The organism is Novacetimonas cocois, assembly GCF_003311635.1.
Taxonomy (GTDB): Bacteria; Pseudomonadota; Alphaproteobacteria; order Acetobacterales; family Acetobacteraceae; genus Novacetimonas; species Novacetimonas cocois.
In genome coordinates, this window is the sequence record NZ_QEXL01000007.1 from 84,647 (window position 1) to 107,848 (window position 23,202).

The 23,202-nt window shown below is 65.6% G+C and carries 19 protein-coding genes, 1 tRNA gene and 1 pseudogene; 5 read left to right on the forward strand and 16 right to left on the reverse strand.

The window, feature by feature from the left end; translation table 11 throughout:
* Positions 1–127 precede the first annotated feature (127 nt).
* Both NJLHNGOC_RS16290 and NJLHNGOC_RS06660 read right to left on the reverse strand, forming a co-directional pair.
* Positions 128–2,394, reverse strand: a pseudogene (locus NJLHNGOC_RS16290) (EAL domain-containing protein).
* Between the two features lie 242 nt (positions 2,395–2,636).
* Entirely contained in the window at positions 2,637–3,806 is a 1,170-nt protein-coding gene (locus tag NJLHNGOC_RS06660; protein WP_113595670.1) for a lysophospholipid acyltransferase family protein, read from the reverse strand.
* Positions 3,807–4,226: 420 nt separating this feature from the next.
* Here NJLHNGOC_RS06660 and NJLHNGOC_RS06665 point away from each other — a divergent pair, with 420 nt between their 5' ends.
* Positions 4,227–5,483 carry an ABC transporter substrate-binding protein gene (locus NJLHNGOC_RS06665; protein WP_113595671.1) on the forward strand — a complete coding sequence of 419 codons (1,257 nt, stop codon included), beginning with the start codon at positions 4,227–4,229 and terminating at the stop codon, positions 5,481–5,483.
* A gap of 145 nt (positions 5,484–5,628) precedes the next feature.
* Here the strand turns inward: NJLHNGOC_RS06665 and NJLHNGOC_RS06670 are convergent, their stop codons facing one another.
* The 6 genes from NJLHNGOC_RS06670 to NJLHNGOC_RS06695 form a co-directional block, all read right to left on the reverse strand.
* Positions 5,629–6,252, reverse strand: coding sequence for a peroxiredoxin (locus tag NJLHNGOC_RS06670; RefSeq protein WP_113595672.1), 624 nt, complete (start codon positions 6,250–6,252; stop codon positions 5,629–5,631).
* A 117-nt stretch (positions 6,253–6,369) separates the two neighbouring features.
* Positions 6,370–7,554 carry a lytic transglycosylase domain-containing protein gene (locus tag NJLHNGOC_RS06675; protein ID WP_113595673.1) on the reverse strand — a complete coding sequence of 395 codons (1,185 nt, stop codon included), beginning with the start codon at positions 7,552–7,554 and terminating at the stop codon, positions 6,370–6,372.
* Positions 7,555–7,698: 144 nt separating this feature from the next.
* Complete coding sequence (locus NJLHNGOC_RS06680) at positions 7,699–8,757, reverse strand: CorA family divalent cation transporter (RefSeq protein WP_113595674.1); 1,059 nt, start codon at positions 8,755–8,757, stop codon at positions 7,699–7,701.
* A gap of 233 nt (positions 8,758–8,990) precedes the next feature.
* Positions 8,991–9,407 (reverse strand): DUF3597 domain-containing protein, encoded by a 417-nt coding sequence (locus NJLHNGOC_RS06685; protein ID WP_113595675.1) that lies wholly within the window; start codon positions 9,405–9,407, stop codon positions 8,991–8,993.
* A gap of 79 nt (positions 9,408–9,486) precedes the next feature.
* On the reverse strand, positions 9,487–10,779 hold the full coding sequence (gene ahcY, locus NJLHNGOC_RS06690; RefSeq protein ID WP_113595676.1) for an adenosylhomocysteinase: 1,293 nt from the start codon (positions 10,777–10,779) through the stop codon (positions 9,487–9,489).
* A gap of 122 nt (positions 10,780–10,901) precedes the next feature.
* The gene (locus tag NJLHNGOC_RS06695) at positions 10,902–11,939 is read right to left on the reverse strand and encodes a dipeptidase (RefSeq protein ID WP_206059729.1); all 1,038 of its coding nucleotides are present in this window, start codon (positions 11,937–11,939) and stop codon (positions 10,902–10,904) included.
* A 181-nt stretch (positions 11,940–12,120) separates the two neighbouring features.
* Between NJLHNGOC_RS06695 and NJLHNGOC_RS06700 the strand changes: the two genes are divergently transcribed.
* On the forward strand, positions 12,121–12,951 hold the full coding sequence (locus tag NJLHNGOC_RS06700) for an aldo/keto reductase (RefSeq protein WP_113595677.1): 831 nt from the start codon (positions 12,121–12,123) through the stop codon (positions 12,949–12,951).
* Between the two features lie 219 nt (positions 12,952–13,170).
* On the opposite strand, the gene NJLHNGOC_RS06705 is transcribed toward NJLHNGOC_RS06700, so the two are convergent.
* The 3 genes from NJLHNGOC_RS06705 to NJLHNGOC_RS15880 form a co-directional block, all read right to left on the reverse strand.
* Positions 13,171–13,719 carry a hypothetical protein gene (locus NJLHNGOC_RS06705; protein WP_113595678.1) on the reverse strand — a complete coding sequence of 183 codons (549 nt, stop codon included), beginning with the start codon at positions 13,717–13,719 and terminating at the stop codon, positions 13,171–13,173.
* A gap of 313 nt (positions 13,720–14,032) precedes the next feature.
* Positions 14,033–15,430, reverse strand: coding sequence for a siroheme synthase CysG (gene cysG / locus NJLHNGOC_RS06710; protein WP_113595679.1), 1,398 nt, complete (start codon positions 15,428–15,430; stop codon positions 14,033–14,035).
* A gap of 291 nt (positions 15,431–15,721) precedes the next feature.
* On the reverse strand, positions 15,722–15,871 hold the full coding sequence (locus NJLHNGOC_RS15880; RefSeq protein WP_165829365.1) for a hypothetical protein: 150 nt from the start codon (positions 15,869–15,871) through the stop codon (positions 15,722–15,724).
* Between the two features lie 225 nt (positions 15,872–16,096).
* On the opposite strand from NJLHNGOC_RS15880, the gene panC reads away from it, so the two are divergent.
* A complete protein-coding gene (panC, locus tag NJLHNGOC_RS06720; protein ID WP_113595680.1) occupies positions 16,097–16,963 on the forward strand; it encodes a pantoate--beta-alanine ligase in 867 nt (288 codons plus the stop codon).
* A 175-nt stretch (positions 16,964–17,138) separates the two neighbouring features.
* On the opposite strand, the gene NJLHNGOC_RS06725 is transcribed toward panC, so the two are convergent.
* The 3 genes from NJLHNGOC_RS06725 to NJLHNGOC_RS06735 are packed head-to-tail and all read right to left on the reverse strand — an operon-like array spanning position 17,139 to position 19,090.
* The gene (locus tag NJLHNGOC_RS06725) at positions 17,139–17,333 is read right to left on the reverse strand and encodes a Trm112 family protein (protein WP_113595681.1); all 195 of its coding nucleotides are present in this window, start codon (positions 17,331–17,333) and stop codon (positions 17,139–17,141) included.
* A gap of 33 nt (positions 17,334–17,366) precedes the next feature.
* Positions 17,367–18,116 (reverse strand): LON peptidase substrate-binding domain-containing protein, encoded by a 750-nt coding sequence (locus NJLHNGOC_RS06730; RefSeq protein ID WP_113595682.1) that lies wholly within the window; start codon positions 18,114–18,116, stop codon positions 17,367–17,369.
* Positions 18,113–19,090 (reverse strand): tetratricopeptide repeat protein, encoded by a 978-nt coding sequence (locus NJLHNGOC_RS06735; RefSeq protein ID WP_113595753.1) that lies wholly within the window; start codon positions 19,088–19,090, stop codon positions 18,113–18,115. Before NJLHNGOC_RS06735 ends, NJLHNGOC_RS06730 begins: the two co-directional genes overlap by 4 nt.
* 246 nt (positions 19,091–19,336) lie before the next feature.
* Here NJLHNGOC_RS06735 and NJLHNGOC_RS06740 point away from each other — a divergent pair.
* Positions 19,337–19,411 (forward strand) — tRNA-Gly (locus tag NJLHNGOC_RS06740).
* Between the two features lie 170 nt (positions 19,412–19,581).
* Here the strand turns inward: NJLHNGOC_RS06740 and NJLHNGOC_RS06745 are convergent.
* The gene (locus NJLHNGOC_RS06745; RefSeq protein ID WP_113595683.1) at positions 19,582–20,490 is read right to left on the reverse strand and encodes a LysR family transcriptional regulator; all 909 of its coding nucleotides are present in this window, start codon (positions 20,488–20,490) and stop codon (positions 19,582–19,584) included.
* A gap of 159 nt (positions 20,491–20,649) precedes the next feature.
* A complete protein-coding gene (locus NJLHNGOC_RS16295; RefSeq protein WP_239021378.1) occupies positions 20,650–20,892 on the reverse strand; it encodes a hypothetical protein in 243 nt (80 codons plus the stop codon).
* 1 nt (position 20,893) lies between these two features.
* Here NJLHNGOC_RS16295 and NJLHNGOC_RS06750 point away from each other — a divergent pair, with 1 nt between their 5' ends.
* A complete protein-coding gene (locus NJLHNGOC_RS06750; RefSeq protein WP_239021379.1) occupies positions 20,894–23,188 on the forward strand; it encodes a TonB-dependent receptor plug domain-containing protein in 2,295 nt (764 codons plus the stop codon).
* Positions 23,189–23,202 lie beyond the last annotated feature (14 nt).

Genomic DNA, 23,202 nt, shown 5'->3' on the forward strand with positions numbered 1-23,202 from the left:
ACCTGAAAATGGGGGATCAAAAATTCAGACCGTAATCTCTAATCTTGATCATAAAAAACCTGACCGTAAAACCCCGGCCATAAAAACCCTGACCATCCCCCATTCCGCATGGCGGCGCCCCGGCGCGTCACTTCGTCTCCGTCGGCGTGGCCGCGACCGGGGCGGCCTGCGCCTCCTCCGGTTCCTTCTGCACGGCGCCCGGCCGGTCGGCGGGGGGCGGCACGAACGTGCCCCGCGCCTTGCCCGCGCGGTACCATTCCTCCAGCTCAAGCGCCGGCAGCGGCTTGGCGAACAGGTAGCCCTGCATCACGTCGCACTTCAGCTCCTCCAGCAGCAGGCGCTGCTGTTCGGTCTCCACCCCTTCGGTCACGACCGTCATGCCCAGGCGCGANCCCGATGCCGATGACGGCCATCGTCACCGCCTGCGCGTTGGTGTCATGTTCGAAATCGTTGATGAAGCTGCGGTCGATCTTGATNCTCGCTCAGCGGCAGGCGCGTCAGCCGCGACAGCGAGGAATAGCCCGTGCCGAAATCGTCCATCGACAGGCCGCAGCCCATGTTGCGGATGGAGTGAAGCACCTCGATCGTGTCGCTGCTGCTGTCCATCATGACGCTTTCGGTGATTTCCACCGTCAGCCGCTCCGGCGTCAGCTTGTACTGCTTGAGCAGGCCGGAAATGTACTGCGGCAGGGCGCGGTTGCGGAAATGCACCGCCGACAGGTTCACCGCCACGGTGGGGACATGCACGCCGTCATCGTCCCACGCGCGCATCTGGCGGCAGGCCTCCTGCAGGGACCAGCGGCCGATGGCCTCGATCTGTCCGGTTTCCTCCGCCACCGCGATGAAGCGGGAGGGGAAGATGTTGCCCAGGTGCGGATGGTGCCAGCGCGACAGCGCCTCCACCCCGTACAGGCCGCCACTCGCCGCCTCGACCTGCGGCTGGTAATGCAGGTTGAGCATCCCCTTCGCCAGCGAATCGCGCAGTGCGGAGCCCAGCACCAGCCGGTCCTGCGCCACCTGGTTCTTGCCCTGCCCGGCAAAGCGATAGACCCTGCGCCCGTCCGCCTTGGCCTGCCGCATGGCCGCGTCCGCGTTGCTGAGCAGGGATTCGCTGTCGGGCCCGTTGTCGGGGAAGCTGCTGATGCCCACGCTGCACGAGATGCTGAGGGTGTTTTCGCCCACCTGCATCGGCTTGGCGATGGTGTTGATCAGCAGTTCGGCGAACTTGACCGCCTTGGCATGGGTGCAGTCGGGCACGATGACGATGTATTCGTCCCCGCCCGAACGGCTGATGATATAGTCGTCCTGCACCAGTTCGCGGATGCGCTGCCCTATTTCCACCAGGAATTCATCGGCATAGACATGGCCCAGCGCGTCGTTGATGTCGCGGAAGCGGTCGATGTCCACCATGAACAGGTAGAAGTGGTTGTCCCCCTCGCGCATGATCAGCGCGTCGATGATCTTGTGCAGCGAGGCGCGGTTGAGCAGCCCGGTCAGGGAGTCGAAGTTCGACAGCTGTGAAATGTGCTGCCGCGTCATGTTCTGTTCCACCGCCAGCGCGCAGAACGGGATGCAGGCCTCGACAATGCGTTCGGGCCATTCCTGCGGGGCGTTGGGGTCGCGCGAATACAGCGCGAACAGGCCCGAAATCTGGTTGTCGTGCGTGCGGATCGGGGCGGAGCGGCAGTGTTCCAGCCCCAGCGACATCGCGATCGACTGGTAATTGTGCCACAGCAGCTGGTTGCTGTAGGCGGGATCGCGCTTCAGCCGGTCCAGATCCGCCGGCGACAGCTTCAGCCCGTCGATCGCGTTGAAATACCGCTTGGGCAGGCCGGGGGCGGACAGGATCTGCAGGCGGCTGTCGGCATCCACCAGGATCAGGCAGCCGACGGAATTGGGGACGAAGCTGTCCACGCGGCGGCACAGCAGGTCGGCCACGTCCTGGATCAGCAGGTCGCTGGCAAGCGCCTGAAGCACGTCGTTCTGGAGGATGAGGATCTTGCGCCTCTGGCTTTCCTCCGTCGCGTCCTTCATCACCGCGATATAATAAATCTTGTCCGTGCCCGGCAGCCGGACCTTGGAGATCGACAGTTCCCCGCAGACGTACTGTCCGTCGGCGCGGGTGAACTCCACCTCGCGCGAGGTGCCGACGATCTTGTTGATCCCGGTCCTGCGGTTATGGGCAATGAACCCGTCATGGTCCTTGCGGAATTCCATGGGGACAAGGCAGCTGACATTCTGCCCCACCACCTTGTCGCGGGGCAGGCCCCACATGCGTTCGGCAGCCGGGTTGAAGAAAACGACGCTGTTGTGCTCATCGATGATGACGATGGGGTCGATCGCCTGTTCCATGGCAGGCAACAGGATCTCGGCCTTGATATTGGGCTGACTCACCACGTTCTCCAGATCGCCCGTGCGGGACGTCCCACACGTTTCAGGTTTCACATCATCTCGCACGGTCGGGGCGCGAAACATTCCGCGCCCCCTTCAGCCCACTTGACTGCCTTGTGGATCGACATTTCCCACCACGTGCGACACATGCACGGGGCCGTATCCTGCTTCCAAGGATATCCGCAACCGGGATGACGGCCAATGATATGCCTCAATGTTAACGATGTTTACAATATTGCCGCTGACTATTTTTGTGGTACGCGGCATGCATCTGATGCATCAGGGGGGCCATCAAGGTCCTGCGGCAGCAGCCCTCCCAGCGGCCGGCAGGCATATTCGCACTCCGCCGCGTCCTGCTCCGCGTTCTGCCGCAATTCGGCCGCCCCCTGCGACACGGCGCGCCACGCGGCCTGCGCCAGCGCCTTGCGGCTGGGGAAATCATCGGGATCCAGCGCGGGATGCAGCATGACGCTGGCGCGCATGGACCGCCATTTCACCAGCTGCCACACGTGCGGGCCCAGCTCCATGTCGCCATACCATGCGAAAACCGGGCGGCGGGCACGGTTGACGGGCAGGCCTTCCAGCCGGTCGTACACCACCGACACGGGCTGGATCAGCGGCGTCATGCCCGGCGGATGCTGGCGCATGGCCTGTGCCTCGGGCGTGTTTTCGCGCCCGCGCGGCACGCGTGGCAGCTTTGCAATGGCGAAGAAGGCCGACATGAACGGCAGCACCCGCGACCCGTCGGACGACGTGCCCTCGGGGAAAAGGACAAGGTTGTCGCCGCCGATCAGCCGGTCCATCATCTCGTCACGTTCCCGCCCGGTCGTGCTGCGCTGGCGGCTGACGAAGATGGTGCGCCCGATGCGCGACACCAGCCCCATGATGGGCCATTTCTCGATATCGCCCTTCGCCACGAAATTCGACGGCAGCACGGTGCCCAGCACCGGCACGTCGAGCCACGAGGAATGGTTGGAGACATAAATCACCGGCCGTTCGCCGCGCGCCCGCGCCCGCGCGCCGCCGACCGAACCGGCCCTGCGCCCGATGACGCGGATTTTCATCGACAGCAGGAAGCACAGCCCGCCCCAGACAAAGCGCGTCCAGCGGATTTTCGCCGTGCCCGGCACCAGCAGCAGCACCGCCTCGAACCCGACCGACAGGGGCACCCACACCGTAATGGCCGCCAGCCGCCCGATCCCGCGCGCGGTACGCAGCCGTTCGCGCCACGGTCCCGACGGCAGCACCCGCAGCGCGGCGATATCGGCGATGTCGCGCGCCGTCACGGGCGCGAGCGAGCGGCGCTGCCGCGTCACGCGCGGTTCGGACTGCTGCGGGGAAGGCTGCGACTTTGGGAGGGGGGAGGAGGTATCGCGACGTCGCAGGATGCGGCGCTGAATGAAATCGGCAATCATGCCCTATCCATAGACCGGTGGGACAGACCGCGCCGACAGGCGTCGCGATCACGTGGCAGGACCGACACACGCTGTCAGATACCGCGTCGTGGGTGCGCGGTGGCCCTTCCCGGACGTAGCCGCCGCCTACGGGCGCGTCAAGTACGTGCCCCCGCCCGCGCATCACGGCCCGCGCCACATGCCGCGAACGTCCCGGCACATGAAAGGGAGGATGACACGTTACGTAACGATAAAGGTCCCCCGCATGCGGTTACATAAAATATTTTTTTGTCGCATCGTGCCCACGCGGCATTATCAGGTATGAAGGACACCATTTCGCGATCGACCGTCGCAGCCCGCACCCCTCGCCGCGACAGGCCCGGCATGCCACGGGGCCGCCTGTCTGCCTTCATTCCTTCCTTCTTCCCAGGAGTGCCCCTGATGTCCGGATGGTCCGGTCACGGCCTGTTATCCGCCGCCACGGCTGTTCTGCTTGCCACGACACCCCTCGCCTGCCCTGCCGCCCATGCCCGCGATGACGTTCTGAACATCCTGACCAGCTGCGATCACGAGGATCCCGAACTGCTGCGCCCGTTCGAACGCGACAACGCGGTGCAGGTGCATTTCCGCGACATCGACACGGTGGATTCCGTCATGTCCATCATCCAGCAGGCCCAGCCGGGCGACTGGGACCTGGTGGTCACAGATGAAACCGTCCTGATGCCCATGGCGCGCAGCGGCATGCTGACGCCGCTGAGCGCGTCGGATTTCCCCACCACGGGCATTCCCGCCGCCGTGGCGGACCCGCGGGCGGGGTCGTATGACAATGTCCTGTACGCCGTGCCGGAAAAATTCGGGTATTTCGCGCTGGCCTTCGATCAGGCGCGGGTGTCCGCGCAGGCGCTGTCCGACATCAACGAAATCTGGAAGCCGCAGTACCAGGGCCGCCTTGCGATCTATGATTCCTACCTGCCGGGCATTTCCTACGTCGCGCTGGCGCTGGGCAAGGACCCGTCGCAGCTTGATGAAACCGACCTGCCCGCCCTGCATGACAGGCTGGTGGCGCTGAAGGCGAATGCGTCGATCGTGGGCGACATGGCCACGACGCAGCAGGCGCTGGCCGACGGGCAGGTGGACATTGTCGTCGGCGGCGGCGCATGGACCACCGCGGGCATCGGCAATGACGGCATGGTGCAGAAGGGCGAACCTGCCCCCGCCACGCCACAGGACAGCGATGACGACGCGGATGACGGCCCCCCGCCGCCGCCCGGCGCGCATCCGCCCGCAACGCCCCCCGGCAATGCCGCCACGCCCGCAGCCACGCCTGCCGCGCCATCCGCCGCCCCCGCGCCCCAGCTTGCGGCGCATCCGACGCTGACCTACCTGATCCCGCGTCAGGGGGCGCTGCGCTGGCAGCAGGCGATCTCCATCCTCTCCGCCTCGCAGCGCAAGGACATGGCGCTGCGCTTTGCCAGATACCTGCGCACGCCACAGGCACAGGCGCATCTGGCGACCTCGTCGTGTTACTGGGGCATGCCCGCGAACATGCAGACGCCGCTGTCGCCCGAAATCAGGGCCGCGCTGCACTGGGATGAACAGCCTGCGCAGATCGCGGCGACGCGCCTGCTGCCGCAGCTTTCACCCGACATGCGCCAGAAGCTGAAGTCCCTGTGGGACAGCGTGATACAGGCCCCCTGAACAGCAGCCTGAATCCACAAAGGTTTTTGGTGAAGCTTTTTGCAAAAAGCTTCGAAGAACGCCGCCTTCCCGAAAAAAGGCGACACCCGAAAACCCTTTGCTGTTCTGAAACGGGCTTCCGCAACACCCGTCAGGGCACCGGGGATCAGGGCGCGGGCTGCATGCCCTGAATGGCGGCCTTCGTGGCGCCCCCCTGTTCCGCGCGCCATCCCCGGATGGCGTCAAGGGTGCGGCGGACATGTTCATCGGGGGACAGGGCGCTGTAGGCAAAGATGATTCTGCCGTCCGGCGCGATGACATAGGATGTGCGGCTGGCGTAATGGTTCACCGGCATGCGCGAATCATAGGACTGCGCGATCCTGCCCCCCGGATCGGACGCGACGGGGAATTTGCCGTGGCACTCGCTGACGGAAAAACGGTCCAGCGTGGCGATGTCGTCCATCGACACCCCGATCACGCTGGCGCCAAGCTGATGATAGCTGTCCATCGCCTCGGCAAAGTCATGGGCCTCTATGGTGCAGCCGCGCGTAAAGGCGGCGGGATAGAAATAGACCACCACCGGCCCCCTGCGCAGCGCATCGGCCAGGCGGAAGCTGAATTCCTTTCCCGCCAGGCTGGCCTGCGCCACGAACATCGGGGCGGTGCTGCCGATCGGCAGGGCGGCGCGCGCGCTGGACCACGCCACGACACCGGCAAAGGCCAGCACCCCCATCAGGGGCACGAATATGCCCATCCATGACCATCGTGGACGCCTGTAGAAATATTTCATTCACTTCATCCCGTCATGTGTCGTGTCGTGGCGCGGCGCGGAACGCCATGTCCCGGCATGCCGCCTGCCGCTTGCGTATCATGGGCCGGCGCGTCGCCAGCGGGGCGCATCGCCATGTCATGAGGTCGACATCGGTCCCATGACCTGACAGGCCCGGCTGCCGAGGCGACGGCACGCCTGCAGCGCGGTGGCATGCGACAGGCCCGTCAGCCGCGCGCGATAGACATGGCTGCGGCCCGTCGTCACGGCCTCCACCTGTTCGCGCGCGCTGTGCAGGGCGGCGCTGCTGCGGGCATGCGCCAGTGCCTGCAACGCCTGTCCCCGCGATCCGTATGCCCCGACCTGCACCGCCCAGCTGGCTGTATCCATCACAATGACGGGATGCGCCCCGGCCGGCGACATCGGCATCTGCCCCGCCTTTTCACGCGCGCTCCACGCCGCGCGGACGGCGGCACTTTCGGCCGAAGGGGCCTCGGCCACCTGCAGCGGCTGGTCCGCGCCGATCACCTGACGCCCGCGCCGCCCTGACGCAAGGGTGCGTCCCTGCGCCCGGGCCTGCGCGCGCGCCTGTGCCCGGGCCTCGATCATCAGGTCGGCCTGCGAGCGGTTGACGGGCGACACGCCGGCGATGCGCGGGCCGATGAAGGCCACGTATTCGCGCGTCTCCCGCGGGAGGGTGTGGCTGCGATCAAGGAAATCGTCCAGGCGCCCCGGCCCGCTGTTGTACGCCGCAAGGAATCCGGGGGAGCCATAGATATCGTACATCTCCCGCAGGTAGGCGGTACCGGCGATGATGTTGTCATGCGGTTCGTACGCATCGGGACCAAGGTCGTAGCGGTTGCGCATTTCGTCATAGGTCGGCGGCATGAGCTGCATCAGCCCCATCGCGCCGGGCTGCGACGTCACGAACTGCCCGTTATGGAAAAGCTGGCCGCCCGACTCGCGCTGCATGACGGCGCGGATCCACAGTTCGGGCACGTCGAAACGCTTTCCCGCCTCGGTGATGTAAGGGCCCCACGGATCCTCCGGCGGGCCGGGCGGGGTATAGTTCTGGCGCGCGCGGGCGCGATAGCTGTCGGCTTCCTGCATCATCTGGGCTTCGGACATGTCGTGCGTCCGGGGCTGTCCGGCGCAGGCGGCAAGTGCGGCCGCAAGCCCCAGCGAAAGCCAGCGCGCGGCCGACCCGCGTCCCGCCCGCCCCCGTTCCGGGGAAGAATGCCATTTCCGCCAACGCGACCGGAAAGAACATGGCCATAAAGAACATAGCCAGACAGGAAGTTCCGCCAGAAGCGAAGATGACATGGGCCGCTATGATCCTGTTGCGATGGTCCGGACTGCCCGGACGCGGGCCACCATCGCGTCGAAATGGCGGTGGCGCGCACTGTACAACACGCGGCGCGACCGATGCAACGCCGTCAGTCCTGCCCTGCGCGTCATGGCGGCCCGCTACAGCAGCTTCATCAGCTTGAGCAGCAGCCACGTGATGACCATGAACAGGAAGCAGATGCACCCCGCCTCGATCGTGCCGGCGCGCCCTTCGGCCAGGAACATGCCGCCGGTATTCATGCCGAAAAACCCGGTGACGAAGGTGGCGGGCAGCATCAACGTCGTCACGATGGACACGGTGTACAGCCGGCGGTTGGTCTCTTCCGCCTGTCCCGACGCCAGTTCGTCCTGCAATGAGCGCGCGCGGTCCTGCAGCGCCAGAAGGTCATCCAGCGCGGCGTGGATCTGGCGCTGCGAACGGTCGCGCAGGTCGTCCTCCGCCCATTCGGGCAGTTCGAGGTCCTCGCTGCGGAACATGCGGTCCACGGGGGAGATGACGCGCCGCAGTTCCGTCGAACGCCGCCGCACCCGCCCGATCAGGCCGCTGATGCGCCCGAAATCGGTATGCTGGTCCAGCGTCAGCAGAAGGTCCTCCGCCCGGTCGAGGTGATCGTCCAGCAGCGCGATGTTGCGACGGACCGTATCGGCGAATTCCAGCAGTGTGCGGTCCACCACCTCCGCCGGAGAGGCAAACGGCTCCCCCCGCTGCATATAGCGGTAGATCAGGCCAAGGGCGGGCACCGGCTGGCGGCGCGTGGTGATCAGCAGGTCCGGCAGCACCGCGAAACGCCATGCCGAAAGGTTCTTGTCATCCTCCGACATGCTGTCGTCGAAACCGGGCAGCGCGCCATAGACGATGTCGCCCTCCACCTCCAGCCGGGTGCCACGGTCGATATTGCCCAGCGCGGCGCGCGCCTCCTCCGGCAGGCAGGCAATCGCCTGCACCCGCGCGCGCGTGGCGGTATGGACGATATCGTAATGCAGCCAGACCCATGCATCGGGTTCATCGGGCGGCGCCCCCGCCAGCGCGCGGGCGATCTGTTCGGCATCCAGCTTTTCCGGCCTGTGGCCCGGGCGGCACGCGATGGCCCAGACCAGTCCGTCGGCCTCCGGCGGGAGGGAGGGCGCGGGGCCGGGTTGCGTCGGGGCGTTCGGGACAGGGGAAAGCATGTCGGACATGGGCGGGGTATCCGGAAAGCCTCGGGCAGTCGTGCCCCCATCTTGCACGATGGCCGGGGTGGCGCAACCGCGCCCCGGCGACACCGGCCCATCACGCAAGGCGCGCGCCGGGGCGTGGCGCACGGGCGGGCGGGGACACGGAAAACGGGTGGGTACATAAAACGGGGGCGGAACCCGGCGGGCCAGTGATGGCCGCCCGGTCCCGCCCCATCAGGTCCGCTCAACCGTGAAGGTTACTTCATCAGGTCGGGCGAAACCTTGCCACCATTCTCGGCCAGCTTCTTCATCACCTGGCCCTGCAGCCAGATGTTCATCGCGGCGGAGTCATTGGTGTCGCCGCTGTAATGCAGTTCCGCCGCCAGTTCCTTGCGCGCGGAAAGCGAGCTGTCGAGGCCCAGCAGCTTGAGCAGGTCGACGATGGACGTCTGCCAGTTCAGCTTTTCCGGGTTCTTCGCGGCCATGGCACTCAGCACCGCGTCAACATCGACGGGCTGCGGCGGCGGGGCGGCAGGCGCGGCCGGAGCCGGGGCGGCAGCAGCCGGGGCAGGTGCCGCGGCGGGCTTGGCGGCGGCGGCAGGCGCGGCCGGGGTTGCGGCCTTCGCCTCGGAAGAGCCGAAAATCCTGGACAGGATGGAGCCAAAAATGCTCATGCAATCGTTCCTTGTTTCCTAAGGCGTCCCGGCCGGAAGGCCGGGACTCTCGGATCCGTGATAACAGACGCGACGCGTCTCAGTAACGATACAGATCATTCTTGAACGGCCCGTTGACGGGCACGTCGATATATTCCGCCTGCTTTTTCGTCAGCTTCGACAGGTGCGCGCCGACCTTCGCCAGATGCAGGAAGGCGACCTTCTCATCCAGGTGCTTGGGCAGGGTATAGACCTTGTTTTCGTACTTGCCCTCGGGCGCGGTCCACAGCTCGATCTGCGCCAGCGTCTGGTTGGTGAACGACGCGGACATGACGAAGGACGGATGGCCCGTGGCATTGCCAAGGTTCACCAGGCGGCCTTCGGACAGGATGATCAGGCGCTTGCCATCGGGGAAGATGACCTCGTCCACCTGCGGCTTGATGTTGTCCCACTTGAAGTTGCGCAGCGCGCTGATCTGGATTTCGGAATCGAAATGCCCGATGTTGCACACGATGGCGCGGTTCTTCATCTCGCGCATGTGGTCGATGGTGATGACGTCCTCGTTGCCCGTCGCGGTGACGAAGATGTCGCCACGCGGCGCGGCCTCTTCCATCGTCACGACCTCATAGCCTTCCATCGCGGCCTGCAGGGCGCAGATGGGATCGACCTCGGTCACCTGCACGCGGCAGCCCGCGTTGCGCAGGGACGCGGCCGACCCCTTGCCCACGTCGCCATAGCCCGCGACGACCGCGATCTTGCCCGCCATCATGACGTCGGTGCCGCGACGGATCGCGTCCACCAGGCTTTCGCGGCAGCCATACAGGTTGTCGAACTTCGACTTCGTCACGCTGTCGTTGACGTTGATGGCCGGAACCTTCAGCAGGCCCTTCTTGGTCATTTCCCACAGGCGGTGCACGCCCGTCGTGGTCTCTTCCGACAGGCCGCGCACCTCTTCAAGCATATGGGGATACTTGTCGTGCATCAGCGTCGTCAGGTCCCCGCCATCGTCGAGGATCATGTTCGGCGTCCAGCCATCGGGACCCTTGATGGTCTGTTCGATGCACCACCAGAATTCGTCTTCCGTCAGGCCCTTCCACGCGAACACGGGCACGCCCGTCGCCGCGATCGCAGCCGCCGCCTGGTCCTGGGTGGAGAAGATGTTGCACGACGACCAGCGCACGGTCGCGCCCAGCGCGGTCAGCGTCTCGATCAGGACGGCGGTCTGGATGGTCATGTGCAGACAGCCCGCGATGCGCGCACCCTTGAGCGGCTGGGACTTGCCATATTCCGCGCGCAGCGCCATCAGGCCGGGCATTTCCCCTTCGGCGATGGCGATTTCCTTACGTCCCCAATCGGCGAGGGAGATGTCCTTGACCTTGTAATCTGTCGTCATGACCTGTCCTGAATTTATTGTTTGACGGAGGTGGGTATAGCCTCTTCCCCCCGATGGATCCAGAGCGCGCGGCCATGTACGCCCTGGGGAGACGGGGCCTGACGCATGCAACGCGCAAGGGGTCATCGCGTTTGCGCGGCGACCTCCTCGGCCTGTCGCAGGATGCGCACGAAGTTGCCGCCCCACAGGGCCGCGATCTGCGCGTGGTCATAGCCACGGCGCATCAGCTCCGCCGTCAGGTTGGGCGCCTGCGCCGCGTTGGCCCATCCCTCGATCCCGCCGCCGCCGTCAAAGTCGGAGGAGATGCCGACATGCGCGATGCCGATGCGCCTGACCGCGTAATCGATATGGTCGACGAAGTCCGCGACGCCGACGCGATGGGTCTGGCGCACGTCGCGCGGGCACAGGAACGCATCCATCGCGGTGATGTGGATCACACCCCCACATGCCTTGAGCGCATCAAGCTGCCCGTCATCGAGGTTGCGCGGATGGTCGCACAGGGCGCGCACGCATGAATGGCTGGCGAAGACCGGCGCGCGCGACAGTTCGACGGCCTGCATCATCGTCTTGCGCGACGTGTGCGACACGTCCACCAGCATGCCCAGCCGGTTCATCTCCGCCACCGCCGCGCGGCCCAGCGCCGACAGCCCGCCATGGGGCTCCGCCTCGTCGCCGAGGTGGGCCATCGGGCGCGCCGAATCCGCCAGCGCGTTGTGCCCGTTATGCGTCAGCGTCATGTAACGCGCGCCGCGCGCCCGGAACTGCGCCAGCAGGCCCAGGTCCTCGCCAATGGTGTATCCGTTTTCCACCGCCGGGATGATCGCGACCTCCCCCGCCGCATGCGCCGCCAGCAGGGCGTCGGCGGTGTCGCACACCCGCACGCCCGGCACGTCGCCCGCGCGCGCGATGACGTCGAGCATCGCCAGCGCCTTGGCCGACGCGCCGGCATGGCCCGCATCGCTGACCGGCCCCTGCCCCACATAGGCGACAAGGCACGCGGCCCCCATGCCGCCCTCGCGCATTTTCGGCAGGTCCACGCAGCGCGAGGACGCGCCGGTCGCGAAATCGCCCCGGTCGGGCCAGGGGATATCGACGTGGGTGTCGAGTGTCAGGATCGAACGGTGCATCGCCTGCACCGCGGAGATGGTTGGTTCATTCATGGCTGTCATCCTTTTGCCACAATGAAGCATACGCAGGGCTGTCCTGAAAACCGGGCATTAAACCGATATGCCCCGGGGGCGTTAGTCTGGGGACTGGCTACTCCATCCCTCCGGTCGATCCACGCCGGTGCGCCCCCGCGCGCCGGCAGGCCGGACACTCAGCGAGGCGAAGGAACCAAAAATGCAGAACATTCCCCTGTTGCGCCTGAATGACGGGCACAAGATCCCGGCCATCGGCTATGGCACGTATCCCCTGGACAACCCGCAGGCCGAAAAGGCCGTGCGCGAGGCACTGGACTGCGGATACCGCCTGTTCGACACGGCCGCCAACTATGGCAACGAATCCGGGGTCGGCACCGGCCTTATCAGCTATGACGTGGGGCGCGGCGACATCTTCGTCACCACCAAGCTGCGCGGGCGCGACCAGGGGTATGACAGCACCCTGCGCGCCTTTGACGCCAGCCTGCAGCGCCTGAAGATGAGCTATATCGACCTCTACCTGATCCACTGGCCCCTGCCGATGAAGGACCAGTATGTCGAAAGCTGGAAGGCGCTGGTGCAGCTGCAGAAGGACGGTCGCGTGCGCTCCATCGGGGTGTCGAACTTCCTGCCCGAACATATCGAGCGCATCATCGACGCCACCGGCGTGACGCCCGCGGTCAACCAGATCGAGCTGCATGTCGATTTCGCGCAGAAGGAATCCCTTGCCCTGCACAAAAAGCTGGGCATCCTGACCGAGGCATGGAGTCCGCTGGGCCGTGGCAGCGTGCTGGAAAACCCGGTCGTTGGCCGGATCGCGCAGCACCATAACCGCACGCCCGCGCAGATCCTGCTGCGCTGGATCATTCAGGTCGGGGCCGTTCCCCTGCCCAAGAGCGCGCATCCCGAACGCATGAAGAAGAATATCGAGGTCTTCGATTTCGAGCTGTCGGATACGGACATGCGCGACCTCGACGCGCTGGACGGCAACAACCGCACCGGCCCCGACCCCGCCACCTGCACCGAGGAATAAGCACGCGGACCGGGACGTGATGCCCCGGTTCGGGCAACGGTCCCGGCCCCGGTTACGGTCCTCGACACCATCTCGGTGGTCGGCGACTGCCCCGGCCTGAAGGACGCCGCCCGCCCATGATCCCGTTCCGCGCCGCCTGCGTGCCGGACGGGGTTCAGGGCGGGCGGCCTTTGGCCATTCCCGCCCTGTCGGGGGCAATGCGCCCCGGTCAGGGCCGCGTCAGGCCATCCCGGCGGACGGCGTGGCGCATGGCCGCATCGCCGTGGCGTAAAGCGGCGCGCGATGCAGCGCCGGTCGCGTCACCCGCGCCCCCAGCCAGTATCCCGCCCCCGCCAGGCACGCGCCCAGCAGCGTGATGGCCGGCATCAGCCGCGCGGCCACGCCCTCATGCGCGCTGACGTCATGCAGGGCGGCGCGGGCGTCATCATCATGCCCGGCCTGCGCCGCCGCCGTGGCCGCCAGCAGGCGGCGTTCGGTTTCGGTAACGCGCATCACCCCGGCCATCGCGATATCAGGCAGCGGCAGGCGCTGGCGCGACATCCATCCCAGCGCATTGTCGAAAGCCCGCGCGACATCGGCGAATTCACGGCGATTGCACGGCAGGAACAACCCGAGTGGCGGTCGCGCGTTCACCGACAGGCCAGCACCGTGCGCATCCACGGAACATGACGGTATCTGTCGTGCGGGGCCGACCAGACGGCGGACGGTCCATACCGCCAGTCGTTCACCACAGGGAAGATCGGACAGAACGGTTGCATAACAGGACATGGCTTTTCCGGACACGGGATGTCCGGCTCCTTGAGGGTTCATCCTGTTCCCGACCTTAGATGATAATAATTCTTATTTTCAATAGAAAAATCGCCCTGTCCCTCACTTTCCCCTGAACATGAAAACGCCCCGCGCATCAGAACGGCGCGATGGCCCGAAACCAGTCCGGCGATAAAAGTTCAAAAGTTTCTGGGTGCCGCCTTTTTTTCAGAAATGCGGCGTTCTCCGAAGCTTTTTGCAAAAAGCTTCACCAAAAACTTCTTCCGGATTTACAGGGCGTCCCATACGGGGGCGGGTCGAAACGCCGCTGCCATCAGGGCGAGATCACGCGATGGCTGACCACCTGCCCCACGATCACCAGCGCGGGGCTGCCCACGTCACTGTCACGGGCTAGCGCCGGCAGGGTCGCCAGCGTGCCGGTAAAGACGCGCTGGTCCGGGCGGGTGCCGCGTTCGATGATGGCGGCGGGCCAGTCGCCCGGCAGGCCATGACGCGTCAGCCCGGCGCACAGCGCGGGCAGGCTGGTCACCCCCATGTAAATGACGATCGTCTGTCCCGGACGCGCCATGCTGTCCCACGGCAGGTCCAGCACGCCATCGGCGCGGGCATGGCCGGTGACGAACATGCAGGACTGGGCACAGTCGCGGTGCGTCAGCGGAATCCCGGCATAGGCGGCGCACCCATTGGCCGCCGTGATGCCGGGGACGACCTGAAACGGCACGCGCGCCGCCATCAGGGCCTCGATTTCCTCCCCCCCGCGCCCGAAGACGAACGGGTCCCCGCCCTTGAGCCGCAGCACACGCTGGCCCAGCCGCGCGCGACGGACCAGTTCGGCATTGATGTCGGCCTGCGGCATGGTGTGGCGGTCGCGCTGCTTGCCCACGAACACCAGTTCCGCATCCCGCCGCACCCGGTCCAGCAGGTCAGGGGACAGCAGCTGGTCATACAGCACCGCATCCGCGTCCTGCATCAGGCGCAGCGCCCGCAGCGTCAGCAGGTCCGGGTCGCCCGGCCCCGCGCCGACCAGCCAGACCTCGCCCCCCGGCGCCTTCCCCGCGACCAGATCGTCCAGAACCCGGCCCGCGCGCGCCATATCGCCCGCGCGGGCGGCCTGCGCCCCCGCCCCGTCCAGAAAGGCCTCCCACACGCGGCGGCGACGCGTGATGTCGGGACACGCCGCGCCCACGTCCTGCCGCCGGGCACGCATGAACTCGGCCAGCGCGCCGGTGCCGTCGGGGATCATCGCCTCCACCTGCGCGCGCAGCCGCCGGGCAAGGACGGGGGCCGCGCCGCCGGTGGAAATGGCGATGCGCACCGCCCCGCGATGGACCTGCGCCGGCGTGATGAAGGTGGAGGGCTGGGGATCGTCCACGGCGCAGACCGGCACGTTCATCCCGCGCGCGATCGCCGCCACATGCCGGTTGAGCGCCCGGTCATCGGTCGCGGCATAGACAAGGCGGGATCCGGGAATGGCGGCCCGCAACGCGTCGTCCGACGCCTGCGCCGCGATATGGGTCAGCCGCCCCTCCTCCGCCCAGCGCCGCATGTCCGCCACCAGCCGCGTGGCGATGACGGAAATGCGCGCCCGGTGCGCCAGCAGCAGCCGCGTCTTGTTCACGGCAATGTCGCCGCCGCCGACCACCAGCACCGGCGCATCGTCAAGGCGCAGCGCCAGCGGAAACCATGCGGAATCGGAAGAGGACTGGGTCATGCATCATTCCCCGGCCCCGGCCGGTGGCTCCAACACACTGTGGGACTGTCTGAAAATAACCTGCTGATAGAAATAACAGAAGTTTCCGGGTGTCGTCCGTTATCCAAAAAGGCGACGTCGTGCGAAGCTTTCTGAAAAAAGCTTCACCAGAAACTTTCCATCATTCCGGTGCATTACCGGACCTGGCGTTACCGGGCCTGCCTTTTCAGGCGGCCTCCAGACGACGCACGCCCTGCCCGCGCCCCGGCGCAGGGACGACGCGGCAGGCGGCCATGCCGGGCATGGGATGGGTCAGTAGGAGGAGACTTTCTTCAGCCCCTCGGCATAGCCCCAGCGCTGCCAGTCGGCGCGGCGGTCCACCTTTCCCGGCGTGACAGAAGAACAGGCCGCCAGCGCAAGCACGAAGGCAAACAGGCCAAGAACATGGACAAAGCGGGTCAAGCAAGCCTCCAGCACGACAGGGTGGGCAACATAACAGAAAAGCATCCCCCCGGTCACGACCCATCATGCCACGACCCGCGATACAGCGGATGTTTGCATATTGCGCCCGCCGCGCTGATACCCCAAAGGAAAGGGAAAGGGCCCGCGCCGGCATGGCGAAATCCCGCCGCGACGGGCCATGTTCCGACACCGACCCGCCTTCCGGCACTGACTGAGGACAGCCCCATGACCACCCCGCACATGACCATCGCGCGCACCGTCCGTGGCCTGCGCATCATTGCCACGCCATGGAAACGCGCCGGGCTGCGCGTGGGCGTGGTCCCCACGATGGGCGCCCTGCACGAAGGGCACCTGTCGCTGGTCCGTGCCGCGCGCGCGATGTGCGACCGGGTGATCGTCACCATATTCGTCAACCCGAAGCAGTTCGACGATGCCTCCGACCTTGCCGCCTATCCCCGCACGGAAGAAGCCGACGCCGCCCTGCTGCGCGAGGCCGGGGTGGACGTGCTGTATGTCCCCGACGCGGCGGAGATGTATCCCCCCGGATTCGCCACCACCATTTCGGTGCGCGGCGTGTCCGAAGGGCTGTGCGGCGGGGCGCGGCCCGGCCATTTCGACGGCGTGGCGACGGTGGTGTGCAAGCTGCTGATGCAGACGCTGGCCGACCATGCCTTTTTCGGGGAAAAGGATTTCCAGCAGGTGCATGTCGTGCGCCGCATGGTGACCGACCTGAACCTGCCGGTGGATATCGTCACCTGCCCCACCCGGCGGGAGGAGGACGGGCTGGCGATGTCATCGCGCAACCGCCGCCTGTCGGCCGATGCCCGCGCCCGCGCCCGCGCCCTGCCGCAGGTTCTGCAACGCTGCGCCGGACGCATCACGGCCGGGGAGACCCCATCCGCCGCGATGGAACAGGCGCGCGCGGACCTGCTGGCGGCGGGATTTGACGCGGTGGATTACCTCGAACTCCGCGCCGCGTCCGACCTTGTGCCCCTGATGGACACCCCCACCGCGCCCGCGCGCCTGCTGGCGGCGGCATGGCTGGATTCGGTGCGGCTGATCGACGGGGTGGATGTCGCGCCGGTCGGCTGAGCGGGACGGAGGGAGCATCGTTATCCCCTCATCCCGGCCTGCCTTCGGGATGAAAGGAATTGCCGAAGAAGTTTCCGGGTGCCGCCTTTTTTCAAAAGGGCGGCGTTCTTTCGAAGCTTTTTGCAAAAAGCTTCACCAAAAACTTCCTGCTGTCTTATCGAAGCCGCGTGGGCGATCAGGGGGCGAGACGACGCGCCTCGTCCGGCAGCATGATGGGGATGCCATCGCGAATCGGGAACGCAAGGCCCGCGCGTCTGCTGATCAGCTCGCCCGCCTCGCGGTCATAAATCAGCGGCCCCTTGGTCACCGGGCACACCAGCACCGACAGAAGCCGCGGGTCAAGCGGGGGAGAAGTGGGCTTATCGGTCATGAGGACGCCTCCGGCATAAGTCACGATGGGAATTCACGATGGGGATGCACCCTCGTCCGGCTCATGTCCAGCCATCTCCAGCAGCATGCGCAGCGTATTGGCGCGTTCCGCCAGGCTGCCCGATTCCAGAAGCGCCTGTTTTTCCGCCGTGGCAAAGGGACAGATCATCGGCAGCATCACCAGCAGCGTCGCGTCGTCCATTTCATGCAGCGCGTCCCACTGGGTACTCAGCCCCTGCTGCGCGCAGAACCGGCGCAGCGACTCCAGCAGGCGCTCGCGGTCATAGACGACCTCCTCTTCCGGGTCGGTCAGGTCGGCCGCGAACCCCGACACGTCGATCCGCGCCACGCGATACCCCCGCCGCAGCCCCGCCTCCCGCAGGAGGCGAAAGCGCGCCAGCCCCGTCAGCGTGATGCCATAGGTGCCATCGGCCCGTTCGGTCATGGAGGTGATGCGCCCGATGCATCCCACGGAATAAAGCGGGGGGTTGTCGTCGGGATCGCCATGACTGTCGTCGGACACCACCATGCCGCGCCGTTCACGCGGCTGGATCATGCCGATCATCCGCCCCTCCCGCAGGGCGTCCTCCACCAGCGCCACGTAACGCGGCTCGAACACGTTGAGCGGCAGCTTGCCATGCGGCAGCAAAAGCGCCTCGTCCAGAGGAAACAGGCCGATTTCCGCCGGAAAATCCGCCAGCGTCATGTCCTGGATCAGCGGGATGCGGCGGGGGATGCCGTCATGTTCGACGACAGTGCCCAGCGGGTCATGGCGTGGCGTCATGAAAACAGCAGCGAGGACATGCGCCGGCGCGCGGCGACGGTGGCGGGATCGTCATGGCCCCATGCCTCGAACAGGCGGATCAGCTGCAGGCGCGCGGCATCGTCATTCCACGACCGGTCCTCCTTCATGATCGTCAGCAGTTCGTCCGCGGCCTCGGCCTTCTTGCCCGCCGCGTTCAGCGCGCTCGACAGTTCGAATCGGGCCGCGTAATCCTTCGGGTTGGCGGCAAGGCGGGCGCGCAGGCTCTCGGCCTCCTCCGCAGCCTTGCGTCCCTCGCGCTTGAGGTCGAGGGCCGCGCGCGCGCCCTTGATTTCCGCATGATCCGCGATCGCGGCCGGCACGTCGCGCAGGGCGTCGGCGGCCCCTTCCTCATCACCCATGACGATCAGCGCACGCACGAGGCCACCCCACGCGACGGGGTTTTCGGGCTCGATCTCCAGCACCTGCGAATAGGCGCTGGCGGCGGCCTCCGCCCGGCCTTCGTCGAGTTCCTTGCGCGCCATGTCGATCAGGTCGGCCGCCGGAAGCGCGCCGCCCGCGGCCTTGAGCACGCCTTCCACGAAACGGCGGACCTCGCTTTCGGGCTGGGCGCCCTGGAACAGGTCAAGGATCTGCCCCTGCCAGAAGGCGGCAACCAGCGGGATCGACTGCAGCGGCAGGCCGATCTTGCCCAGCTGCTGCGCCAGCGCCTGGTTGGCGTCCACGTCGATTTTCACCAGACGCACGCGCCCGCCCGCCGCCGTCACCACCTTTTCGATGACCGGCGTCAGCTTCTTGCACGGCCCGCACCAGGCCGCCCAGAAATCGACAAGGACCGGGACCGTGCGGCTGGCATCGACCACATCACGCATGAAGGTGTTCTGGTTGCCATCCGAAATCACGCCCCCCCCCGGCGCGGATGCGGCACCCGGCGCGGCGGCCGGGGCGCCGGGACGCGCGTTGGGGGACGGGGACTGACCGATGATATAGTCCATGGAACCTTGATCCTGCCTTGGCTGTGTCACGGCCATCCGCGCCCCGGTGGCATCGGCCCGCGCCCTGCGGCACGGCCCCGCCTGCATCCCCGGACGGGATGGCATCATTTCATACCGATAGATTGTCATTCCCACCGCGTCACGCAACCTCCGCCGCGTCAGATGAAAAAAAACATGCGCGGATGCATTTTTCCCCCTTGCGCAACAGGCGCCTATTCCGTAAACACCCCTTCACCGACACGGAGCGCGGGCGTAGCTCAGGGGTAGAGCACAACCTTGCCAAGGTTGGGGTCGTGGGTTCGAATCCCATCGCCCGCTCCAGATTTTCCAAAAAAAATCAGACGGTTAAAGACGGTCCCTTGGGGACCGTTTTTTGTTTGCATTGTGTCGTGGCACAATGTCCTGGCACGAAACGCCAGCATCCCGGCCGTTTCCCGGGACCGGTCCGCACAGGGGCCTGACAGGGACCGGCTTCTCGCGACCGGGGCGGGTCAGCCCATGACCTCGCGGTTGATCCGCTCGATCCGATCCGTGCAGAGCGCGGCCAGGCGACCGGCGTCCCTGCCGGGTGATCCCCCGGGTGGCACGATGACCTGAACGGGAAAGACACATTCCACATCCAGCGGCCGGATTTCCAGATGCGCGCGGTGGGCAAAGGCGGTCACGATATCGACCACGGCCACGCCCAGTTCGTTCTGCACCATGGCGCAGGCACAGGCGCTGTTCTGCGTTTCGACGAACGATGTCGCCTCCAGCCCGTTCTGGCTGAAATATTCCCCGATCGGGTTCCCCAGCGCGAACTGTTGTGAAAAGAAGATCAGCCGATGCCGCACCAGGTCCCTGACCCGGACCCGGCGCGCGCGCGTCAGCGGATGGCCCGGCGGCGCGACCACCGCGGCATGGATCATCAGCGTGCGGTCCACCGTCACGCTGCCGGTTCCCTGTACCGGCAGGGCAAAGCCGATATCGGCGCCATTGCTGCCGACCATGTGATGCACGTCAAGCGAACTGAGCACCGACAGCGCGAAACGCAGTTCCGGCCGGACGGCAATGCACGACGGCAGCACGTCAGGCAGCAGATGGGTGCCGATCGCCGGCATGGCTGCGATGCGGATCTGCACCCCCTTTGCATGGCGCAGCCCGTTCAGCGTCACATCCACGTTGCGCATGGCGCCGAACAGGCCCCTGAGGTCCGCCATCAGCACGTGGGCCGATTCGGTCGGCGTCAGCCGACGTCGCGCGCGGTCGAACAGGGCGGTGCCGGTTTCGGCCTCCAGATGCCGGATCAGCTTGGTGATCGCAGGCTGCGACAGGTGCATCGTCCGCGCCGCCGCACTGACCGAACCTGTCTGGCAGACGGCCATGAAGGCCCGAAGCTGGTGGAAACGTTGGGGTGTCATCGACTTCGCTACCTGCAGCTATGAAAAGGTAAATAAAAAGAATTAGCAGTTATCATGACTTACCCGTAACAAACAAATTCAGAAAATCCTTCGTTTCTGTAACGAAGAGCATATTTCAGCATGCGGGGAGCCAGGGAACATGTCTGTTCGGTCGTCCAGTCAGGCAAAGCTGTTACTGTCCACTTTCTTTTCATTTTCCGTGATATCGTCCCTTTCCGCGGCACCCACGAAAGACACCGGCGCCGATCCGGACAAAAGCAGGGGCAAGGACATCCACGCATCCGGCAGGGCGGGCAGGAAGACCCCGCCGCAGGCAAACGGCAGGGCGGCCGCCCCGTCCCGCAGCGCCAGCAGCATCTCCCGCCCGGCGCCGGAGGCCCATGCCGCCCCGGAAGCCATCATCGTGACCGGCACGCATGCCGGAAACCGTCGCGTCTATGATTCCGTCAGCCCCATTTCCGTCATCTCGTCCCAGGCCCTCATGCAGACCGGCCAGGTCAACCTGATCGACGCCATCGTGAAGCTGGACCCCTCGATCACGGCGCAGCAGGTCGGCAAGGGCGGCGCGAGCCTGGCCTCCACATTGCGGATGCGCGGCCTCAGCCCCAACGAGGTGCTGGTACTGGTCGATGGGAAGCGGCGTCATACGACGGCCACCATCAGCACCTCATCCGGCCCGGAAAAAGGGTCGAGCGGCGTTGACCTGAACATGATCGCCACCAGCGCCGTCGACCATATCGAGGTCCTGCGTGACGGCGCGGCGGCGATGTACGGGTCCGATGCGATTGCCGGCGTCATCAACATCGTGCTGAAGAAAAGGACGACCGGATTTTCCGCCAGCGCCCAGACCGGGGCGAATGCCTATAACGGTGACGGGTGGCAGACGCAGATCAACCTCGGCTACGGCCTGACATTCGGCAATAACGGTTATTTCCGCGTTGATGGCCAGTACATGCATACCGACCACATGATCCCGCCGACATATGACGTGGGCGCGAAAACCTATCATTTCCCGCCAACCAGCAATCACATCACCAGCACGCCAGAGGAAACGCGCGGCAACATCGTCCTGTCCTTCGGCACCGACCTTACCGAGGGCATCCAGGGATACGGCAATATCCTGTACACCCACCGCCATAACGAAGCGTATGAAAATTACAGATATCCCAACGCCCTTCCGCAACTCTATCCCGACGGCTATTCCCCGATCGAGACGAATGACGAAAACGACTATTCCGCCACGCTGGGCCTGAAGGGGAACAGGTTCTTTGGCTGGACATGGGATCTCAGCACCACCTACGGGGCGGACAACAGCCGGATCGGCACCGTCAACAGCGCCAACGTCGATCTGTACCAGAATACCGGATCCACCCCGACCAGCATGATGGACACCCGGTACAACCTTGCACAATGGACAAATAATTTCGACATCAAGAAAGAGTTCAACATTGCACGCACCGTCCCCGTCACCGTGGCGGCCGGGGCGGAACACCGGCTGGAAACCTATCAGCTGTGGGCAGGCGACGTCGCGTCCTATCTGCTTGGGGGGGCGCAGGGCTATGGCGGGCTCATGCCCTCGAACGCGGGCAAATGGGGACGCGACATCTGGGCCGGATACCTGGATGGCGATTTCCATTTCACGAAGAACTGGGAAGTCGATTTCGCGGGCCGGTTCGAACATTATACCGACGGGTCGGGAAATACCGAAACCGGCAAGGTCTCCACGCGCTACAACATCACCAGACGGGTCGCGATCCGCGGCACCTTCAGCAACGGGTTCGAAGCCCCCACCCTGCTGCAGGAACATTTCAGTTCCACCAACACATCCGTGACAAGTGCCTCCGCCCTGCTGTCCCCCAACAGCCCCGGCGGCAGGTATCTTGGCGGGCAGGCCCTCAAGCCCGAACGCTCCACCAGCGCGGAAGGCGGCATCATCATAGAGCCCATCAACAGGCTTCACATGTCCGCCGACGTCTATCAGATCAATATCCGCGACCGCATCTATGTCGGCGGCTCCACCTATGGGCAGGCGGCGGAGGAGGCGATCACCCTTTCCGGCGCGGCACTTCCGACGACCGTCTCCCCCCAGCAGGTCAGCGCCTTTTATTTCGCCAATGTCGGCAGCACCAGAACGCAGGGGCTGGATATCCGCTCCGACTATTCATACGTCTCCCGGCGTTTCGGAACGTTCACGCCTTCCCTTTCGCTCAGCCTCACCCGCACCCGCCTCCAGCATGTCAATACGGATGCCAACGGGAATCCCTACCTGAACGAACAGACGGCGGCCTATCTGACGACCACCTCGCCACGCAGCAAGATCATCCTTCAGTTGCACTGGCATTATCACGACTGGGACGCCACGATCCGGCAGACCCGGTATGGCGAGACGTCGGACATGCTGACCTATGAGGACCAGACGCCCGCCAGCGCCACCTGCAAGGGGCAGCCCCTGGCCTATTCGAATGTCTGCTGGTCCAAGTTCACCAATACGCCGGCCTGGCTTACGGAGCTCGAGGTCGGCTACCGCCCCATTCCCGTCCTGCATGTCGCCATCGGCGCGAACAACATCTTCAATGTCAGGCCCCGGAAGGTGCCGCTGGATGTCAATTACCGCGGTGCCAGCCCCTATGACCTGAACCTGTCGGGAATTCCCTTCACGGGTGGGTATTACTACGGCCGCGTCGACCTGACGCTTTAGAAAAAACAAGACAT

Excerpts from the sequence above, each read along its gene's own strand:
- NJLHNGOC_RS06660 (WP_113595670.1), bottom strand. The coding sequence starts at position 3,806 with ATGATTGCCGATTTCATTCAGCGCCGCATCCTGCGACGTCGCGATACC.
- NJLHNGOC_RS06665 (WP_113595671.1), top strand. The coding sequence starts at position 4,227 with ATGTCCGGATGGTCCGGTCACGGCCTGTTATCCGCCGCCACGGCTGTT.
- NJLHNGOC_RS06670 (WP_113595672.1), bottom strand. The coding sequence starts at position 6,252 with ATGAAATATTTCTACAGGCGTCCACGATGGTCATGGATGGGCATATTC.
- NJLHNGOC_RS06675 (WP_113595673.1), bottom strand. The coding sequence starts at position 7,554 with ATGTCATCTTCGCTTCTGGCGGAACTTCCTGTCTGGCTATGTTCTTTA.
- NJLHNGOC_RS06680 (WP_113595674.1), bottom strand. The coding sequence starts at position 8,757 with ATGTCCGACATGCTTTCCCCTGTCCCGAACGCCCCGACGCAACCCGGC.
- NJLHNGOC_RS06685 (WP_113595675.1), bottom strand. The coding sequence starts at position 9,407 with ATGAGCATTTTTGGCTCCATCCTGTCCAGGATTTTCGGCTCTTCCGAG.
- ahcY (WP_113595676.1), bottom strand. The coding sequence starts at position 10,779 with ATGACGACAGATTACAAGGTCAAGGACATCTCCCTCGCCGATTGGGGA.
- NJLHNGOC_RS06695 (WP_206059729.1), bottom strand. The coding sequence starts at position 11,939 with ATGAATGAACCAACCATCTCCGCGGTGCAGGCGATGCACCGTTCGATC.
- NJLHNGOC_RS06700 (WP_113595677.1), top strand. The coding sequence starts at position 12,121 with ATGCAGAACATTCCCCTGTTGCGCCTGAATGACGGGCACAAGATCCCG.
- NJLHNGOC_RS06705 (WP_113595678.1), bottom strand. The coding sequence starts at position 13,719 with ATGTCCTGTTATGCAACCGTTCTGTCCGATCTTCCCTGTGGTGAACGA.
- cysG (WP_113595679.1), bottom strand. The coding sequence starts at position 15,430 with ATGACCCAGTCCTCTTCCGATTCCGCATGGTTTCCGCTGGCGCTGCGC.
- panC (WP_113595680.1), top strand. The coding sequence starts at position 16,097 with ATGACCACCCCGCACATGACCATCGCGCGCACCGTCCGTGGCCTGCGC.
- NJLHNGOC_RS06725 (WP_113595681.1), bottom strand. The coding sequence starts at position 17,333 with ATGACCGATAAGCCCACTTCTCCCCCGCTTGACCCGCGGCTTCTGTCG.
- NJLHNGOC_RS06730 (WP_113595682.1), bottom strand. The coding sequence starts at position 18,116 with ATGACGCCACGCCATGACCCGCTGGGCACTGTCGTCGAACATGACGGC.
- NJLHNGOC_RS06735 (WP_113595753.1), bottom strand. The coding sequence starts at position 19,090 with ATGGACTATATCATCGGTCAGTCCCCGTCCCCCAACGCGCGTCCCGGC.
- NJLHNGOC_RS06745 (WP_113595683.1), bottom strand. The coding sequence starts at position 20,490 with ATGACACCCCAACGTTTCCACCAGCTTCGGGCCTTCATGGCCGTCTGC.
- NJLHNGOC_RS16295 (WP_239021378.1), bottom strand. The coding sequence starts at position 20,892 with ATGATGGCTTCCGGGGCGGCATGGGCCTCCGGCGCCGGGCGGGAGATG.